This window comes from Curtobacterium sp. MCJR17_020, from assembly GCF_003234365.2.
In the GTDB taxonomy this organism is placed as follows: Bacteria; Actinomycetota; Actinomycetes; order Actinomycetales; family Microbacteriaceae; genus Curtobacterium.
Map to the genome: position 1 here is coordinate 777,107 of NZ_CP126260.1, position 17,315 is coordinate 794,421.

General features: G+C 71.4%; 21 protein-coding genes. 12 read left to right on the top strand and 9 right to left on the bottom strand.

Annotated elements, in window-relative coordinates:
- Positions 1-10: 10 nt before the first annotated feature.
- The 5 genes from DEJ14_RS03780 to DEJ14_RS03800 all read right to left on the bottom strand — a co-directional run bounded on the left by DEJ14_RS03780 (position 11) and on the right by DEJ14_RS03800 (position 3,765).
- Complete coding sequence (locus DEJ14_RS03780) at positions 11-445, bottom strand: VOC family protein (protein ID WP_111086895.1); 435 nt, start codon at positions 443-445, stop codon at positions 11-13.
- Positions 446-545: 100 nt separating this feature from the next.
- Positions 546-1,121 carry a hypothetical protein gene (locus DEJ14_RS03785; RefSeq protein WP_240347589.1) on the bottom strand — a complete coding sequence of 192 codons (576 nt, stop codon included), beginning with the start codon at positions 1,119-1,121 and terminating at the stop codon, positions 546-548.
- Between the two features lie 170 nt (positions 1,122-1,291).
- Positions 1,292-1,933 carry a helix-turn-helix domain-containing protein gene (locus DEJ14_RS03790; RefSeq protein WP_284180261.1) on the bottom strand — a complete coding sequence of 214 codons (642 nt, stop codon included), beginning with the start codon at positions 1,931-1,933 and terminating at the stop codon, positions 1,292-1,294.
- Positions 1,934-1,970: 37 nt separating this feature from the next.
- Complete coding sequence (locus tag DEJ14_RS03795; RefSeq protein ID WP_111086892.1) at positions 1,971-2,843, bottom strand: DUF808 domain-containing protein; 873 nt, start codon at positions 2,841-2,843, stop codon at positions 1,971-1,973.
- Positions 2,844-2,973: 130 nt separating this feature from the next.
- The gene (locus tag DEJ14_RS03800) at positions 2,974-3,765 is read right to left on the bottom strand and encodes an Ltp family lipoprotein (RefSeq protein ID WP_111086891.1); all 792 of its coding nucleotides are present in this window, start codon (positions 3,763-3,765) and stop codon (positions 2,974-2,976) included.
- Between the two features lie 157 nt (positions 3,766-3,922).
- Between DEJ14_RS03800 and DEJ14_RS03805 the strand changes: the two genes are divergently transcribed.
- On the top strand, positions 3,923-4,192 hold the full coding sequence (locus tag DEJ14_RS03805; RefSeq protein WP_111086890.1) for a hypothetical protein: 270 nt from the start codon (positions 3,923-3,925) through the stop codon (positions 4,190-4,192).
- Positions 4,193-4,196: 4 nt separating this feature from the next.
- On the opposite strand, the gene DEJ14_RS03810 is transcribed toward DEJ14_RS03805, so the two are convergent.
- Genes DEJ14_RS03810 through DEJ14_RS03820 form a run of 3 tightly spaced genes read right to left on the bottom strand, consistent with a single transcriptional unit; the run spans position 4,197 to position 5,686 of the window.
- Positions 4,197-4,592 carry an arsenate reductase ArsC gene (locus DEJ14_RS03810; RefSeq protein ID WP_111086889.1) on the bottom strand — a complete coding sequence of 132 codons (396 nt, stop codon included), beginning with the start codon at positions 4,590-4,592 and terminating at the stop codon, positions 4,197-4,199.
- A gap of 49 nt (positions 4,593-4,641) precedes the next feature.
- The gene (locus DEJ14_RS03815) at positions 4,642-5,055 is read right to left on the bottom strand and encodes a VOC family protein (RefSeq protein WP_111086888.1); all 414 of its coding nucleotides are present in this window, start codon (positions 5,053-5,055) and stop codon (positions 4,642-4,644) included.
- Between the two features lie 40 nt (positions 5,056-5,095).
- Positions 5,096-5,686: a TetR/AcrR family transcriptional regulator gene (locus DEJ14_RS03820; protein ID WP_181437665.1), complete on the bottom strand. Its 591-nt coding sequence runs from the start codon at positions 5,684-5,686 to the stop codon at positions 5,096-5,098.
- Positions 5,687-5,795: 109 nt separating this feature from the next.
- Here DEJ14_RS03820 and DEJ14_RS03825 point away from each other — a divergent pair, with 109 nt between their 5' ends.
- Positions 5,796-6,737 (top strand): aldo/keto reductase, encoded by a 942-nt coding sequence (locus DEJ14_RS03825; RefSeq protein WP_111086886.1) that lies wholly within the window; start codon positions 5,796-5,798, stop codon positions 6,735-6,737.
- Positions 6,738-6,821: 84 nt separating this feature from the next.
- Here the strand turns inward: DEJ14_RS03825 and DEJ14_RS03830 are convergent, their stop codons facing one another.
- The gene (locus tag DEJ14_RS03830; protein ID WP_111086885.1) at positions 6,822-7,415 is read right to left on the bottom strand and encodes a TetR family transcriptional regulator; all 594 of its coding nucleotides are present in this window, start codon (positions 7,413-7,415) and stop codon (positions 6,822-6,824) included.
- 68 nt (positions 7,416-7,483) lie between these two features.
- Between DEJ14_RS03830 and DEJ14_RS03835 the strand changes: the two genes are divergently transcribed.
- From DEJ14_RS03835 to DEJ14_RS03880, 10 genes are all read left to right on the top strand, one after another.
- Positions 7,484-8,242: an SDR family NAD(P)-dependent oxidoreductase gene (locus DEJ14_RS03835; protein WP_111086884.1), complete on the top strand. Its 759-nt coding sequence runs from the start codon at positions 7,484-7,486 to the stop codon at positions 8,240-8,242.
- Between the two features lie 28 nt (positions 8,243-8,270).
- On the top strand, positions 8,271-8,684 hold the full coding sequence (locus tag DEJ14_RS03840) for a hypothetical protein (RefSeq protein ID WP_111086883.1): 414 nt from the start codon (positions 8,271-8,273) through the stop codon (positions 8,682-8,684).
- A gap of 189 nt (positions 8,685-8,873) precedes the next feature.
- On the top strand, positions 8,874-9,701 hold the full coding sequence (locus tag DEJ14_RS03845) for an ABC transporter ATP-binding protein (protein ID WP_111086902.1): 828 nt from the start codon (positions 8,874-8,876) through the stop codon (positions 9,699-9,701).
- Positions 9,702-9,714: 13 nt separating this feature from the next.
- A complete protein-coding gene (locus DEJ14_RS03850; RefSeq protein ID WP_111086882.1) occupies positions 9,715-10,557 on the top strand; it encodes an ABC transporter permease in 843 nt (280 codons plus the stop codon).
- A gap of 194 nt (positions 10,558-10,751) precedes the next feature.
- The gene (locus DEJ14_RS03855) at positions 10,752-11,876 is read left to right on the top strand and encodes an ABC transporter substrate-binding protein (RefSeq protein WP_258373405.1); all 1,125 of its coding nucleotides are present in this window, start codon (positions 10,752-10,754) and stop codon (positions 11,874-11,876) included.
- 48 nt (positions 11,877-11,924) lie between these two features.
- The gene (locus DEJ14_RS03860) at positions 11,925-12,989 is read left to right on the top strand and encodes an LLM class flavin-dependent oxidoreductase (RefSeq protein WP_111086881.1); all 1,065 of its coding nucleotides are present in this window, start codon (positions 11,925-11,927) and stop codon (positions 12,987-12,989) included.
- The gene (locus DEJ14_RS03865) at positions 12,986-13,714 is read left to right on the top strand and encodes a cysteine hydrolase family protein (protein WP_111086880.1); all 729 of its coding nucleotides are present in this window, start codon (positions 12,986-12,988) and stop codon (positions 13,712-13,714) included. The genes DEJ14_RS03860 and DEJ14_RS03865 overlap by 4 nt, the downstream gene beginning before the upstream one ends.
- Positions 13,711-15,045 (top strand): NtaA/DmoA family FMN-dependent monooxygenase, encoded by a 1,335-nt coding sequence (locus tag DEJ14_RS03870; protein ID WP_111086900.1) that lies wholly within the window; start codon positions 13,711-13,713, stop codon positions 15,043-15,045. Before DEJ14_RS03865 ends, DEJ14_RS03870 begins: the two co-directional genes overlap by 4 nt.
- 1 nt (position 15,046) lies before the next feature.
- The gene (locus DEJ14_RS03875; RefSeq protein WP_258373404.1) at positions 15,047-16,756 is read left to right on the top strand and encodes an MDR family MFS transporter; all 1,710 of its coding nucleotides are present in this window, start codon (positions 15,047-15,049) and stop codon (positions 16,754-16,756) included.
- 14 nt (positions 16,757-16,770) lie between these two features.
- On the top strand, positions 16,771-17,271 hold the full coding sequence (locus DEJ14_RS03880) for a flavin reductase family protein (protein WP_111086879.1): 501 nt from the start codon (positions 16,771-16,773) through the stop codon (positions 17,269-17,271).
- Positions 17,272-17,315: the final 44 nt, after the last annotated feature.

The window sequence follows — 17,315 nt, forward strand, 5'->3', positions numbered from 1 at the left end:
CGCACGCGGATCAGTCGAGGCAGAACTCGTTGCCCTCGACGTCCTGCATCACGATGCAGGACTCGTTGACCTGATCCGCGAGCATGCGGCGCAACTGCGTCGCGCCGAGCGAGACGAGGCGAGCGCTCTCGGCGTCGAGCGCTACGAGGCGCTCCTCGCCGACCAGGCCGGTGCCGACCCGGACGTCCAGGTGGACGCGGTTCTTCACCGTCTTGCCCTCGGGCACCCGCTGGAAGAACAGCCGCGGCCCGACGCCGGTCGGGTCGACGCACGCGAAGGCGGAGTCCTGGTGCTCGGGCGGGAGCGAGGCGTTGAAGGCCTGCCAGTCGTCGAACCCGGGCGGGGGAGCCGGGACCTCGTAGCCGAGGACCTCGCACCAGAACCGGGCGACCCGCTCCGGCTCGGCGCAGTCGAACGTCACCTGGACCTGTCGCACCGTTGCCATGCGCGCCAGGGTAATCCGGCCGCGCGGCACCGGTTCTGCGACGGACCACGAGTCGTTCGACGCGTGGTCCGTCGGAACACTCGTGTTCCGACTCGTGTCACTACGGTCCGGTGACGAACTGCTCCCGCACGACCGTCACCGTCGCCGCGTCCACGCCGACACTCAGGTGGAGCGGCGGCCGGTCGAGGACCAGTCCGAGCGCAGAGCGGACGCGAACGGCCTCGGTCCTGGTGAGGCGCTCGCCCACCCTGTCCCGCCTGGTGACGAGCGACGCGAGGATCGCGAGGTCGTTCAGGTGTCGGTCCGCACGTGCTCCTTCGCCGATGAGGAGCGCGGACGCCTTGGCGACCAGTGCTCCCTGCAGGGTCGGTCGGTTCACACGCCCGGTCCGGCCCGAGACCTCGACGTCGATCGTCTCCGATCGGTCGAGTGCCCCTTGACCGCCCGGCGCTGCGATCGTCCGACCACCCGTCACGCCGACCCGGTTGTCCGCTCGTTCGCCGAGGAAGCGTGGGATGAGGACGTCGATCTGGGCGTCGCCCTTCAGCCATCGGTGTTGCACGCCACGTGTCCCCTCGAGCACGGGCGGTGCTTCGCCGGCAGACTCGAACCCCAGCGCGCTGAGCACGGCGGTGAAGTCGTGGAGGACTCGCGGTCGTGCGCGGACGTCGAGCACGGCGTCAGCGTCTTGCGTTGGCCGGGGCGGAACGGCGCCTCGCTCCCAGCACAACGAATGCACCATCTGCCCGCCGACGAGCGCCCATCCACTCGGGTGGCGTTCGTGGACCTGGAACAGTGCGTGCCACGCTGCGGCCTGGGCCGACGTCATGGCCGGAGCGATGATCGTCACGACGTGGCCTGGAGGAGCTCCGCAACCCGGGACCGTTCGCGGATTCCGTCGTGCCCCGCGAGGTCGACCAAGAGCAACCCGAGCGGAAGCGGCGACGGGGGCTTCTGATCAGATACGTGCAGCAGGACGTTGGGCTGGTCGGACGGGCGGAGGAGGTAGTCACGCCGGAGTGCATCGGCGTCGCCGGCCGCGACTCGAGCCTCGAGCTGCCCCGCCGCGGCGATCTCCGAGCGGGGATCGCTGAAACCCGACTTCACCAGGCGACCGTCAGCGGCGAGGTCCTCGAGGTCGGCATCGGCCACTCGGAGACGAAGTGCAGGGACCGGGCGAATCCAGGCTCCGAGCATGCGGTCCGGTTCGGCGCTCCGAAAGAGTTCGTCCCGGTAGCGGCGAAGACGGATTCGCTCCGGCGCTGAGAGGCCATCGATCGGCTGACCGGAGAGCGAGGCCAGCAGGTTGCTGCGCATCCGTGCACCGAGCGGTCGACTCGCGGCAGGACGATGCTCCGACGATTGGTCGACGAGCCACTGGCCGCCGACCTGGCGTGCTCGGATCGATCCCCCTTCGATCAGCGCCCGGACGCGTCGCGGTGACAACCCCGCGCGGACCGCGAACTCGGCGACACTCTCCTCAGCCATGTACACAAGTGTACCGATGGCGGAATAGAAGTGTAAGTCAGTGCTTCCCGCGGAGGCGACCGATGCCGAGGACGATCGCCACGACGACCATGCCGAGGATGACGCCGGCGAGCGCCGAGACCGCGGTGTCGACGACCCACGTGATCACCGGGCCCGCGGCCTCGATCGCGCGCTCGATCGTGTGCAGCAGGTCGTACGGGCCGTGCCAGAAGGTCTCGGCGAGGTTCGCGATGACCAGGTGGCCGCCGACCCAGAGCATCGCAACGGTGCCGATGACGCTGATGATCCGGAAGACCGTCGGCATCGCCCGCACGATCCGCGCTCCTGTGCGACGGGTCCGGCGGACCGAGTTCTTCATCATCTGCAGACCGACGTCGTCGATCTTCACCAGCAGGGCCACTGCGCCGTAGACGACCGCGGTCATGACGAGCCCGATCACGATGAGGGCTCCGAGCGTCGGCCAGAGCCCGAGATCCGGGTCGAGGCCGGCCAGGGCGATGAGCATGATCTCGGTGCTCAGGATGAGGTCGGTCCGGATGGCGCCGAACACGAGCTTCGGTTCGGTGACCGAGTCGGTGCTGCCTGTGCCGTGGTGGACGCCGAACCACTCGGTGACCTTCTCCGCGCCCTCGAAGCACAGGTACGTCCCGCCGATGAGCAGGAGGTACGGCAGCACCCAGGGCGCGAACGCGGTGAGCAGCAGCGCCAGCGGGATGATGATGATGAACTTGTTGAACAGGCTGCCGAGCGCGATGCGCCCGACGACCGGCAGTTCCCGGGCCGGCGCGAGTCCCTGCACGTACTGCGGGGTGACCGCGGCGTCGTCGATGACGACACCGGCGGTCTTCGCACTCGCCTTCAGGGCCGCGGAGAGGATGTCGTCCACCACGGCGAGCAATCCGACTGACATGACTTCGTTCTCCGCTCGTCCGGGCCTGTGACGGTGCTCAGCGTAGTGGGCGTTCGCGGTGGTCTGACGCCAGGGCGGTGCGCCACTGACGAAGGCCCCGTCGGGGGACGGGGCCTTCTCATCGGGTGGGTCAGCCGTTGAGGTGCGCGATGGCGAAGTCCGCCTCGGCAGGGGTGAACTTCTCGCCGTACTCGCTGACGAGCTGGTCGCGGATCGCGGCCGGAGACATCGACATGTTCGCCTGGTAGTCCTTGGCCTTCGCGAGTGCGTTCGCGTTCCAGTCCGCCTTGATCGTGTCGATCGCGTACTGGGCTGCCTCTGGCGAGAACTGCTCGCCGTACTCCGAGGTGAGCTGGTCGTACAGCCCGGCCTTGCTCATGTGCATCATCTCGGAGTAGCTCTCCGCCTTGGTCAGGGCCGAGGCGTACTCCACTGGCGTCGCGGGCTTCTCCGGAGTCGCTTCGGTCGACTCGGATTCCTTCTCGGCGGGCTCCGCAGCGGCCTCGGAGGGCTTCGCTGCTTCCGACGGTTCCTCGGCCTCGGCGGCCGCGGTCGGTTCTGGTGACTCTGCGACGACTGCGGACTGCTGGGTCGACTCCGAGCCGCTGACGACCGCGCCGATCCCGGCCGCGACGCCGATGGAGCTGAGCGCGGCGACGATTCCGAACACCAGACCGGTCACGGCCAGGCCCTTCGGCTGTTGTTTCCGGAGGGCGAGGACCGCCAACACGATGGCGACCGCACCGACGATCGCACCGAAGACCGGAATGAGTCCGACCAAGAAGGCGCCGATCCCGACGAGCAACGCGGCGAGGGCGAGTCCGGAGGCTCGTTTCGGAGTGAGCGGTGCCCCCGGGAACGGGGCGAACGTCTGCTGGGGGGCCCCGGAGGGCTGTGGGTACGGGGGAGGGGTCTGCGACATGCCGCCCCCCTGCGGCTCGGATGTTGTCATACTCTCAAGTATCCCAAAGGTGAGAATTACCTCAAGATATGCTTCGATCCTGCTGTGCCCCAATTCGGGTGTCGTTCCGACGGGCGGACCCTGAACGCCGCCGGTGCGCCGTCCGTAGGCTGACGCCATGGCTGACTTCACCGCTGCACAGGCCGCCGTCGTGCGGATCGAACGCGCCGAGGAGGGGCGTTGGGACCTCACGGTGATCAGCGACTCGGGCGTGAAGATGGGGCACGGCGTGTACCTGTTCGACGCCGCGCACGACGACGCCGAGGACGAGCAGGCCGCCGCACTCGACTTCGTGCGGGAGTACGGCTTCCGGTTCGAGCGCGACGCCGTGCAGGCCGACGGCCCGGACGCCTACTGGGCGCCGCTGCTGCCGTCCGACCAGCAGTAGCCGGCTACAGGGACGCGATCAACCGCTCGACCCGTGTCCTGATGTCGTCGCGGATCGGGCGGACCTGCTCGATCCCCAGCCCGGCCGGGTCGTCGAGGTCCCAGTCCTCGTACCGCTTGCCGGGGAACACCGGGCAGGCGTCCCCGCAGCCCATGGTGATGACGACGTCCGACTCGCGCACGGTCTCGGTCTCGAGCACCGCCGGCCGGGCTTCGGCGATGTCGATGCCCTGCTCGGCCATGGCCTGCACGGCGACGGCGTTCACCTGGTCGGCGGGCTCGCTGCCGGCGGAGAACACCCGGACGCGGTCGCCGGCGAGGTGCTGCAGCCACCCCGCGGCCATCTGGGAGCGTCCTGCGTTGTGGACGCACACGAACAGGACGGCGGGGCGGTCGGTCATGCGCCCATCATCGCAGCGAGGGTGCCCACCATCCCGGCGAGGGCGCCCGTCACCCCAGGGCTGACGCCTCGAACCCGATGAGCCACGTGACGCCGAACGCGTCCCGCACGGTGCCGTCCCAGTCGCCCCACGGTCGCTGCTGCAGCGGGTCGACGACCGTGCCACCCTCGGCGAGCGCGTCGAACCAGCGCCGCAGCACGTCGGGTTCGTCGGCCCCGAGGAGCGAGAACAGCAGGCCGGTCGCCGCGAACGGTTCGTCGATCTCGCTCGCGTCGGCGGCGAAGAGCTGCAGCCCGCCGGTGAGCTGCCCGTGGGCGACCGCGTCGGCGGGGCCGTCGGTCCCTGAGAAGTCGGCGTAGGTCGCGATCCGGACCTCGCCGCCGAAGACCACTCGCCAGTGCTCGAGGGCCTGCCTGGCGGTGCCGGCGAACTGGAAGTACGGCGACGGTCCGGTGACGTTCATGCCCGGACGATACCGCCGGACGACGGCGCGCGTCCGCTCGTCAGGCGCTCGGTGCGATGCCGTCGAACGCGCGTCGCAGGATCGCGGCCGCGTCGGGGTCGTCGCCCGTGGCCCAGGTGGTGATCGCCACGTCGAAGCAACCGAGGGCCGCCTGCACGAGGACTCGTGCGCGCAGCTCGGCGTCGGGCCCGTGGAGCTGCTCGACGACGAGGGGCGTCAGGACGTCCGCCCAGGCCTGGTGCTTCTCGAGGTTCCGTGCGCGCAGTGACGCCGTGCTCGTCATCACGCGGACGGATCGTCGTCCGGTCTCGGGGTCGTCGGTGCTGCCGCGCTCGAGCATCTCGGCGAACGCCTCGCGCAGCGCGGGCCACACCGGCTGGGTCGTCGACCGCGACCGGAACGCCTCGGCGAGGGCGTCCCGGTGTCGCGCGGGGTCGCCGATGACGGCGTCCTCCTTCGCGGGGAAGTACCGGTGGAAGCTCCGCGCCGAGATGCCCACCTCGGCGGCGACCTGTTCCACGGTGACGTTCTCGAACCCGTCGGTGTCGAACCGCTCGAGTGCCACGGCGGCGATGCGCGCGCGGACGGCGTCGCGGGTGATGTCCCGCAGGCCGGTTCGCACGTCGCTCACGGAGCCGATCGTACCGCGACGTCATCTTCGGTCCAAGTTGTCAGACTCTGACAGTAGTGGCGTACAGTGCCACTCGCATGACCACCACACGTCACGAAGGGACAGCACCATGCAGCAACGCACCCTCGGCCGACAGGGCCTCACCGTCAGCGCCATCGGCTACGGCGCCATGGGCACCACGTTCGCCTACGGACCCGGCGACGACACCCAGTCCGTCGCCGCGATCCGGCACGCACACGAACTCGGCGTCACGCACTTCGACACGGCCGAGCTGTACGGCTGGGGGACCGGCGAGCGGCTCCTCGGCGCGGCGCTCGCCCCGATCCGCGACGAGGTGACGATCGCCACGAAGTTCGGGTTCACCCCCGAGGCGTACGCACCGGACTCCCGACCGGAGCACATCCGGCACGTGGTGGACGCGAGCCTGCAGAACCTCGGCACCGACTCGATCGACCTGCTCTACCAGCACGTGCACGACCCGGCCGTCCCGATCGAGGACGTCGTCGGCGTGATGCAGGAGTTCGTGCAGGCCGGCAAGGTCCGGTACCTCGGCCTGTCGAACACCGATGCCGACCAGATCCGCCGTGCGCACGCTGTGCACCCGATCTCGGCGTTCCAGACCGAGTACTCCGTCTTCTCGCGGGAGTCCGAGGCGCTCTTCCCCCTCGTCGACGAGCTCGGCATCGGCGTCGTCGCCTACTCGCCGCTGGCGCGCGGCTTCCTGAGCGGTGCCGTGCAGCCGGCGAGCGCGTACGCGGCCGACGACATCCGCCAGCAGCTCGAGTGGTGGGCGCCGGAGCACTTCGACGCGAACGTCGCCGTCGTCACCGCACTCACCGAGATCGCCGACGCGAAGGGCGTCTCGCTCTCGCAGCTCGCGTTGGCCTGGATCCTGGCGAAGCGCGCCGACCTGGTCCCGATCCCCGGATCGCGCAACCCCGGACGCGTCGCCGAGAACGTCGCAGCTGCCGAGGTGCGGCTCACTGACGACGAGGTCACGCGCATCGACGCGCTGTCGCGCGGGGTCCGTGGGAAGCGCGCGATGGGCTGAGCCCGGTCGGGTGTCGGACGGGAGGCCCGTGGTGCGCCGGCCACGGGCCTCCAGTCCGTCCGGTGGTCGCGCCCAGGGCGCGCCTCAGGCGAGCAGGGCGAGTGCGCGGTCCACGACGTCCTCCGGACGGCCGTCGCCGTGCAGCGCCCACCAGGTGAGGGCCGCGCTCGCCGCGGCTGCCAGGGCGTGTGCGCGCACCGACACCGCGAGGTCGTCGGGCGTCGCACCGTCCCGCTCGGCCACGAACCGGACGATCGCGTCGGTCAGGCTCGTGACCGTGGCCGCGCCGACGTGTTCGAGCGAGGGGTTCGCCCGGATGACGCGGAGCCGGTGGCGGGTGACCTCGACGGCGTCGTCGGGGAAGGTCGCGCCGATCCGGTAGGCCGCGCGCAGGGCGACCGACGACGACTCCGTGGACGGCCGCTGTTGGAGTGCGTCGCCGAACCGCGAGGCGAACTCGTCGAGCCCGCCCCAGACGAGCGCCGCCTTGTTCGGGAACAGCCGGAACAACGACCGGCGGCTCACCCCGGCAGCTGCGGCGACGTCGTCCATCGACACGGCGTCGAAGCCCTGCTCGTCGAACAGCCGGAGCGCCACGAGGGACACCGCGTCCGGGTCGATCGTGCGGGGGCGTCCCGTCGGTCGATCGCTCGTCGGCCGGTCGCTCGTCGGGCGCATGGAGTCCTTTCGGCACTGAGTGCTATAACCATCGTGGCGCAGCGAGCGCCTCTCAGTGAGGAGACGACATGACCGACACCACCGCCGGACGTTTCACCGGCAGGACCATCATCGTCACCGGGGCGGGTTCCGGCATCGGACGCGCCACGGCGACGCGCATCGCGAACGAGGGCGGGCGGGTGATCGCGACCGACGTCGTCGCCGACCGCCTCGACGCGCTCCGCACCGAACTCGACGGCCTCGAACTCGAGACCGTCGTCGGCGACGTCGCTGCGACCGAGACCATCGACGCGCTCATCGCGGCCGCGGGTGATCGCATCGACGGACTGGCGAACGTCGCCGGCATCATGGACGCCTTCCTGCCGCCGAGCGAGGTCGACGACGCCACCTGGGACCGCGTCTTCAGCGTCAACGTCACCGGGCCGATGCGCCTCACCCGCGCCGTCCTGCCGCACATGATCGCCGCCGGCCGCGGCGCCGTCGTGAACGTCGCGTCCGAGGCCGCACTCCGCGCCTCGGCAGCGGGTGCCGCGTACACGGCGTCGAAGCACGCGATCGCCGGGTTCACCAAGAGCGTGGCGTTCTTCCACGGGCCGCAGGGCATCCGGGCCAACGCGGTCGCGCCGGGTGCGGTCGCGACGAACATCGAGGCGCCGATGCGCAGCGAGTACGCCGCCAGCCGGGTCGGCCCCATCATGCAGGTCGCGATCCCGCCGGTCGCGCAGCCGGAGCAGCTCGCCGCGGCCATCACCTGGCTGCTCAGCGACGACTCCGCCAACGTGAACGGCGCCGTGCTGCCGAGCGACGGCGGGTGGTCGGTCGTCTGACGCGGGACGCGCCGCCTACACTGCCGACATGACCGAGGTCCCCGTCGCGCGCTCCGAGTGGGGCCGGTTCGCCCCCGACTCCGTCGAACGCCGGATGCTCGAGCACACCGGCACCGCCCTCGGCCTCGTCCTCCGCCCGCGCACGGTCGTGCTCGACCGCGCCCGAGTCGAGGTCGAGGGCATCGACGACGCCGACCGCGTCGTCGTGCAGCTCGTCGCGAACCAGGGCGCCTACAAGCCCGCCTGGCGCAACAAGGTGATGGCGGACCTGTTCAAGCTGCTGTGGCTGCGGCAGTCGGTCCCCGGCGTGGAGCGGGCCGTGCTCGTCGTCGCCGAACCCGCGGCGAGGGCGCTCGCCGGGTGGGTGGCGGTGGCCGCCGAGGACCTCGGTGTCGAGGTGCTCCTCTGGGACGGGCAGACCGCGGTACCGTCACCGCGCTGAGCTCAGCCGACCCGGCCCGCGCACTCGTTCACACGTTCGCAACACATGTGGTCCGACTCCGTAACACGGGCGTCCTAGCCTCGACACCAGCAGCGGATTTCCGCGTCGCAGACCAGCCCGAGCTCGCGACGCACGCTCTCCGCCATACGAGACCGAGCCTGCGTGCTCGCCGACGGTATGGAGGAACGGATGACCACATCAGCGGTCCGCGTGGACGCGGTGCGCAAGGTGTACGGCAGCGGCCCGAGCGCCATGGTGGCCCTCGACGACGCCCGGTTGACGATCGAGCCCGGCAAGTTCGTGTCGCTCATCGGACCGAGCGGCTGCGGGAAGTCGACCCTGCTCCGCCTGGTGGCCGGGCTCGAGCCCGCCGACCGCGGTGACGTCCGGGTGCACGGTGTCACGCCGGCCCAGGCCTGCGCGGCGAAGCTCATCGGACTCGTGCCCCAGGCGCCGGCGCTGCTGCCCTGGCTCACCGTGTTGCAGAACGTCTCGCTCGCCGGGCGCGTGAACCCGGGCGCCGGTCGCCGCCGCGCCGCCATCGAGGACCTCGAGGAGCGCGGCACCGGGGCCGGCCCGGACATGCGCGAACTCCTGCGGATGGCAGGACTCGGCGAGGCGATGGACAAGCTCCCCGCGCAGCTGTCCGGCGGCATGCAGCAGCGTGCCGCGATCGTCCGGGCCTTCGGCCTGCGCCCCGACGTCCTGCTGATGGACGAGCCGTTCTCGGCGCTCGACGAGTTCACCCGCGAGAGCCTGCAGGACCAGCTGCTCGACCTGTGGGACGAGCTGCGCACGACGGTGCTCTTCGTGACGCACTCGGTGTCCGAAGCCGTCCGGATGTCGGACACCGTCGTCGTGATGGCGCCGCGCCCCGGCCGGATCGTCGACGTCATCGACATCGACCTGCCCCGCCCGCGCAACCAGCGGCTCTTCGAGGAACAGCGGTTCCACGAGTACGAAGACCTGGTCCGGACCCGTCTGCACAGCGCCTGGCGCATGACCGATGCGGCCTGAGGGAGACGGGACCATGAGCGCCACCACCACCTCCACGCCCGCCGCGACCGCCACCACGGCCGACGCCGAACGCCGCACCGCCCGCCGACCGGTTCCCGGTTGGCTCCGACCGACCGTCTGGTTGCCCCTCGTCGTGATGCTCGCCGTCCTGGCGGTGCTCTGGCAGATCGGCGCGACGGCGATGCCGTACCTGCTGCCGCCGTTGCCCGCGGTGGGGGAGACCCTCGCCACGCAGCTGCCCTACTACCTGCAGAACGCCGGCATCACCCTGGCGGAGTCGCTCGTCGGCCTGGCCATCGGGTTCCTCGCCGCCTTCGTGCTCGCGGTCCTGACGAGTGAGCTGCCGATCGTCCGCCGTGCGGTCATGCCGATCGCCATCGTGCTGAACGTCACGCCCCTCGTCGCGATCGCCCCGGCCCTGGTGGTGGCGTTCGGGTTCGGGCCGCTGCCGAAGCTCGTCATCACGGCGCTCATCTGCTTCTTCCCGATCCTGATCAACACCGCCGCGGGCCTGCGGTCCGTGCCGCAGCCCGTGCTGCAGGTCTACAAGACGATCGATGCCTCCCGGTTCGAGATGCTCGTGCACCTGCGGATCCCGAACGCCCTGCCGTTCGTGTTCGCAGCCCTCCGGATCGTGTTCCCGCTGTCGATCATCGGCGCGGTCGTCGCGGAGCTGTCCGCCTCGGGTTCGACCGGCGGCCTCGGCACCGTGATCAGCACGGCGTCGTCGATGAACCAGCTCGAAGTCGTCTACGCGGCGATCGCGATCCTCGCGGTGATGGGCGTGGTCCTGCTCGCACTCATCACGGTCGTCGAGCGGCGCGTCCTGCACTGGCACCGCACCGCGAACGACTGACGCGCGGTCCGCCGGCCGCACCCCGCGGCCGCCCCGCGGCCCCGCCGCACCACCCGCCGGCGCGAGCCTGCCCGCGCGACGTCAGCCGTGCCTCCAGGCCGACGTCCGGCGACCCACAGCCCCCACAGACCCACCCGCACCACCTGCACCCGCACCCAGCCCTGCACCACCCATCCCTTCCCACAGGAGTGACCATGCAGCACCGCACCATGCAGCACCGCACCAAGGCCGCACTCGCGGCCCTCGCCACCGCCGTCGTCGCCCTCGCGCTCACCGGCTGCAGCACCGGCTCGAGCGCCGGCACCACCTCGTCCGAGGGCAGCGCGATCTCGGCCGAGCGGTGCAAGGAGAACAAGGACGCCGGCAAGATCACCTACCTGTCCGGCTACCAGTACCAGTCGTCGGCGTCGATCCTCGAGTACATCGCGGCGGACGAACTCGGCTACTTCAAGGACCTCTGCCTCGACGTGACCCTCAAGCCGGGCTCGGGTGACACCGCCCAGAACACGAAGCTCCTCGCCAGCGGCCAGGCCACCGTGTCCGCCGTCGCCGAGCAGGACCTCATCCAGGCCCGGGCGAACGGCATCGACATCACCGGGATCTCGTCGTACTCGAACGCCGGCCTCGACGTCCTGATGACGAACAAGGACATCACGAAGCTGCCGCAGCTCGACGGCAAGGTCGTCGGCCACAAGGGCTACGTGCCCGCCTCGGTCCGGGCGATGATGGAGAAGGCCGGCGTCGAGTGGGACTCCCTCACGCTCGTGAAGGAGGGCTACGACCCGTCCGTCCTGCCCCGCAAGCAGAACGGCCTCGAGGCGCTGACGGGCTTCGTGTCCAACGAGCCGAACCTGCTCAAGGCCGCCGGCGACGACGTCACCGTCTGGCAGCCCGTCGACTACGACATCCCCTCGTCGATCGGCGCGATGGCCGTGAACCCCGCCTTCGCGAAGGCGCACCCGACCGCGGTCGAGGACGTCCTGCGCGCAGCCCTGCACGCCTACGACTTCTGCTCCGCGAGCGAGGCGAAGACGAAGCAGTGCGTCGGGTACGCCGCGAAGCTGTCCGGCGCCACCTACGACACCGCCCAGAACACCAAGATCTGGACCACCGAGACGAAGGTCATCGCGGACAACCCGACGCCGGACCAGCCCCTCGGCGGGATCGACCCGGAGAACGTGACGAAGCTCGTCGACATGCTGCACCAGTTCGACATCGTCAAGAGCTCGGTCACCGCCGACGACGCGAAGAGCTGGTTCACGAACGAGTACATCGACGCGATCACGAAGGACGGCGAGACCGTGTGGCCCGCACCGTGAGCCCCGTCGTCACCGAGTGTTCCGCAACGACCAGAAAGGCGGCGTGAGATGCCCGCGAAGGAGTACGGGATCTTCCTCCCGATCGGCAACGGCGGGTGGATGCTCTCCACCACGGCACCCCACCCCGAGGCGACCTACGCCTGGAACAAGCGCGCGGCGCTCCACGCCGAGACGATCGGCCTGGACTTCGTGATGTCGATGGCGAAGTGGCGCGGCTTCGGCGGCTCCACCGACCACTGGGGCCGCTCCCTGGAGTCGATGACGATGATGGCCGGCATCGCCGAGGCCACCGAGCGGGTCAAGATCTGGGCGACGATGCACGCCAACGTCCACAACCCGGCGGTCGCCGCGAAGATGTACACGACGCTGCAGGACGTCTCCGGCGGTCGGGCCGGCATGAACATCGTCAACGGCGCCTACGCGGCGGAGTTCGAGCAGTTCGGGATCTGGGACGCGGCCCTCAGCCACGCCGACCGGTACCGGATGACGGAGCTCTGGACCGAGGCGGTCACGCGCCTGTGGACCGAGGACAGCGTGACGATGCACACGCCGTACTTCGACCTCGACGCGTGCGAGTCCCGCCCCCACCCCGCATCGCGGCCGACCATCATCAGCGCGGGCAAGTCCGAAGCGGCCCGGGCGTTCCAGGCGAAGCACGCCGACGGCGCCTTCCTGGCGGCGGACAGCCTGGACGAGATGCGCGACCTGTCCCGTGACGTCCACGACCGCGCCGCCGCCGAGGGACGCGAGTGCCGCACCTACTCGATGCTCACGGTCGTGCAGGGCGAGACCGACGCCGCCGCGCAGCGGAAGGTGCGCGAGTGGGGTGCCGGCGTCGACCGCGAAGCACTGGCCTCGATGCGGGCGTCGTGGGGCGTCCCCGCCGAGCAGGCGCGTGCCTGGGCGGACGGTGCTGCGGGCGAAGACGCGTTCCAGACCGCGTACGTCGCCGGATCCGCCGAGACCGTCACCGAGCACATCGAGTACATCGTCGACCGGGGCGAGCTCGACGGCCTGATGCTGATCTTCCCCGAGTACGACCAGGACATGGTGCTGTTCGGGGAGACCGTCCTGCCGGCGCTCCGCCAGCACGACGCGGCGGTCGTCCGGTGACCGGGGGACTCGACGCGGGCCGCGACCCGCGGCTGGCACAGCTGGTGTCCGCAGCGCTCTCGCCCGCGCTCGTCGTCGTCGACGTGCAGCGCGACTTCGGTGAGCCGGCGCGGATCGCCCCGTACGGACTCGACGACCGCGCGTCCGTCGCCGTGGACGCCGCCGTCACCCGCATCGGCTCGCTCGTCGACGAGGCCCGCGCAGCGGGCGTCCCCGTCGTCTGGGTCGAACTCGGCAGCGACCCGGCCCGGCCGTGGCGCTCCAGCACGTGGCTGCGCGGCGGTGACCCGGACGGCCCGATGCCGGACGACGAGCCGTGCCGGATCGGCACGGACGGAGCCGAGTGGTACCGCACGGCGCCCGCGCCCGGTGAGACACGCGTCGTCAAGCGCGGCTACAGCGGGTTCCTGGGCACCGACCTGGAGGCCCGGCTCACCGCCGCAGGGATCGGCTGGGTCACCGTCGTGGGACTCACGACCGAGTGCTGCGTCCTCGCCACCGCGCAGGACGCGATGCAGCTCGGCTGGCCCGTGGTGGTCCCGCAGGACGCCACCGCCGCGTACGACACCGACGTGCACGACGCCGCGCTCACCCTGATCGACCTCAACGTGGGCGTCGTGACCGACGCCGACGAGACGGTGGCGCTGTGGCGCGCGTCCGGCTCCGCGTCTGCGGCCACGTCTGCGTCCGCGTCTGCGTCTGCTTCGCCGGTGGGTGCCCGATGAGCGGCATGCACCTGGCCTACGACCTGTCCTTCACCCACACCGAGGGGCGGTGGGCAGCGGCCGGCAGCTGGGTCGGCCAGGACTTCCCCGACGTCCGCATGTACATGGAGGTCGCCCGGACGGCGGAACGTGCGGGTGTCGACATGCTGTTCTTCGGCGACGGGTCCGGTGTGCCGAGCACGTGGCGCGGCAGCATCGACCCGGCCGTGGAGTGGGGCATCCAGTGGCCCCGGCAGGACATGTCGCCCGTGATCGCCGCGATGTCCACCGTCACCGAGCACATCGGGTTCGGGCTCACCTACTCGTCCACGTTCACCCACCCCTTCTCCGTGGCCCGGCTGCTCAACTCGCTCGACCACGTCACCGGCGGACGGATGGCGTTCAACGTCGTCGCCTCGTCGCGGGGAGCGGACGCCGCGAACTACGGGTCCGACCACCTGATCGACCACGACCTGCGGTACGAACGGATGGAGGAGTTCATCGGCGTCTGCCGTGCACTCTGGGACTCCGTCGCCCCCGACGCGATCGTCCGCGACCGAGCGACCGGGCGGTTCGCCGACCCGGCAGGCGTGCACCCGATCGACCACGACGGCCGTTTCTTCAAGGTGCGTGGCCCGCTCGCGAGCGTCCCGAGCCCGCAGCGGCACCCCGTCGTCGTGCAGGCCGGCAACTCGCCGCGCGGCATCGCCGCCAGTGCGTCGTTCGCCGACCTGGTGTTCGGGTTCGGATCGAGCGTCGCCGGACAGCTCCGGCACCGGAACGCGCTCGACGCAGCGCTCACCGACGCCGGTCGGGACCCGTCCGGTGTCGGGATCCTCTGGGCGACCCAGGTCATCGTCGGCGCCACCGACGCCGAGGCCGCCACCCGCCGTGACTCGCTGCTGTCGTTCTGGAACCGCGAGGCCGTCGGCACCTTCATCTCGCACAACGCCGGGTACGACTTCTCCACGCTGCCGGCGACGTTCCGGCTCGGCGAGCTGCGCGACGAGATCGTCGCCGCGCAGGCGAGCCCGGCCGGCCTGGTCGGCAGCCTGGTCGCCGAGTTCGGCGAGGACCACACCATGGACCGCGACGACTTCTTCGAGCACGGCTGGCGTGCCGCGACGGGCCTCGACCACATGCTGGTCGGCGACGCCGCCGGGGTCGCCGACGCCCTGCAGGAGAACTTCGCGGCCACCGGCGGGCGCGGCGGCTACATGCTGTCCAGCCCGCTCGGCATGCCCACCGGGTTCGCCGACCTGAGCGAGCTGCTCGTGCCGGAGCTGCGTGCCCGTGGTGCCCTGGCGCCGCGGTACCCGGGGTCGACGCTCCGCGAGAACCTGGCGGTGTGAGGTGACCCCGGCCCGTCGGTGGCTCGCGCTCGGCGGGCTCTGCCTCGGCTTCTTCATGCTGCTGCTGGACAGCACGATCGTGTCCGTCGCCCTGCCGGACATCGGCAGCGACCTCGGCACCGACGCGTCGCTGTCGGTCTGGGTCAACAGCGCCTACCTGTTCGCGTTCGCCGTGCCGCTCCTCGTCGCCGGACGGCTCGGCGACCGCTTCGGGCACCGCCGGGTCTACCTGCTCGGGCTCGTCGTGTTCACCGTCGCGTCGGTCGGGTGCGCGTTCGCACCGGGGATCGGCGCGCTCATCGTCTGGCGTGCCGTGCAGGGCGTCGGCGCCGCGCTGCTGACACCCCAGTGCCTGACCGTCATCCGCTCGTTGTTCGAACCGCCCCGGCTCGCCGTCGCGCTCGCCGTCTGGAGCGCCGGTGGCGGTGCGGCGACCGTCGCCGGCCCGATCGTCGGCGGCGTGCTCGTCGAGGCGTGGGGCTGGCCGTCCGTCTTCCTGGTGAACGTGCCCGTCGGCATCGTCACCGCCGTCGCCGTGCTCCGGTTCGTGCCGGTGTCCCGACGCATCGCGGTGCCCCTGCCGGTGCTCGCCGTCGTCGGGGTGACCGCCGGGGTGTTCGCGGTCGTCGTGGGCGTCCAGGGCACGGGCGACGGCGTCCTCGCGGCACCCCTGCCGCGGGTCGGTCTGGTGGTGCTCGGCGCACTCGTCACCGCTGCGGTGCTCACGGTGCAGCGCCGCGCGGGGGACCGGGCGCTCGTTCCGCTCGCATTGTTCCGTGACCGCGGGTTCGTCACCGGCTCGTGGGGCGCGACCGCCGCGTCGTTCTGCGTCGGCTCTGCCCCGATCCCGCTCATGCTCGACCTGCAGGACGGACGTGGTCTCGGACCCGGCGCCGCGGCCCTCGTGCTCGTGCCGATGGGGGTCGCCTGCCTGGCCGCCGCACCGTTCGTCGGCCGCACGACGAACACCGCGGGCCCCCGTGCGACGGCGACCATCGGCGCCGTCCTGCTCGTCGTCTCGGTGGCGGTCACCGCCGTGCTCATCGGGACAGCGGCACCCCTCTGTGCGGTGGCGACGGCGTTCACCGGCTTCGGGGTCGCGAACGCGTTCGTCTGGTCCCCGTTCTCGCTCGCGGCGGTGCTCGGGGCCGGACCGGCGACCATCGGTGCGGCGTCGAGCACCTTCAACACCGTGAAGCAGCTCGGCGCCGTCCTGGGCAGCACGGTCACCGCCGTGCTGCTCGCGGTGTCGACCGACGCGGTCGCCCTCGGTGCCCTGGCGCTGGCGGCTCTCGGGGCACTCGTGGCAGCCGCGTCCCTGCCAGGGCGAGCGCCGGTGGTCCTGACCGGCGCGGTCGTGCACGGCGCCGGGGTCGGGCACGGGCTCGGGTTCCCGACCGCCAACCTGCTGCCCGACGACGGCGGCGCGGTGCCGTCGGACGGGGTCTACGTCGGCTGGCTCACCGCGCCGACGTGGTCCGGTGCCCGGGAGGCCCTCGTGTCGATCGGCAGCAACAGCACCTTCGCCGACCGGCCGCGCACCGTCGAGATCCACGTACTCGACTTCGACGGGGACCTGTACGGCACCCCCGTCGAGCTCACCGTCGGCCGTCGGCTCCGACGGCAGCGCACGTTCCCCGGGCCGGACGCCCTCGTCGCCGCGATGCGGGCCGACGAGCGCCGTGCCCGCACCCTGCTCGCCCGCTCCTGACCGAGGGATCCACCATGCAGCACGACTTCACCGACGACCCGCTCGACATCCGCGAGGCGATCGCCGAGGTCCCCTCCGTCGTGGCCGCCATCGCCGCACGGGTCGAGGGCGTGCCGGTCGTCATGGTGGCGACGTCGTTCACCGTCGGCGTCTCCTACGACCCGCCGCTCGCGACCGTCGCTGTGCAGCACTCGTCGACGACCTGGCCGGACCTGGCCGGGGCGCCGGTGCTCGGCATCTCCGTGCTCGCCGAGGGGCACGCGGCGCAGACCCGGCAGCTGGCCTCCCGCGACCGGGCACAGCGACTGGTCGGCGTGCCGCACGTCGACACCGGGTCGGGGGCCGTGCTGCTCGACGGCGCCCACTCGTGGCTGGAGTGCTCGGTCGAGGCCGTCCACCGCGCGGGCGACCACGACATCGTGGTGCTGCGGGTGCTCCGCTTCGCCCGCGACCGCGCCAACGCGGCGCTCGTGTGGCACCGGCCCGCTCGACGGCCAGCAAGCGCCACCGCCTGACGTTCTTTCCCAGGACGCGGGCGATGGGAAGCGGAATCGGGTGT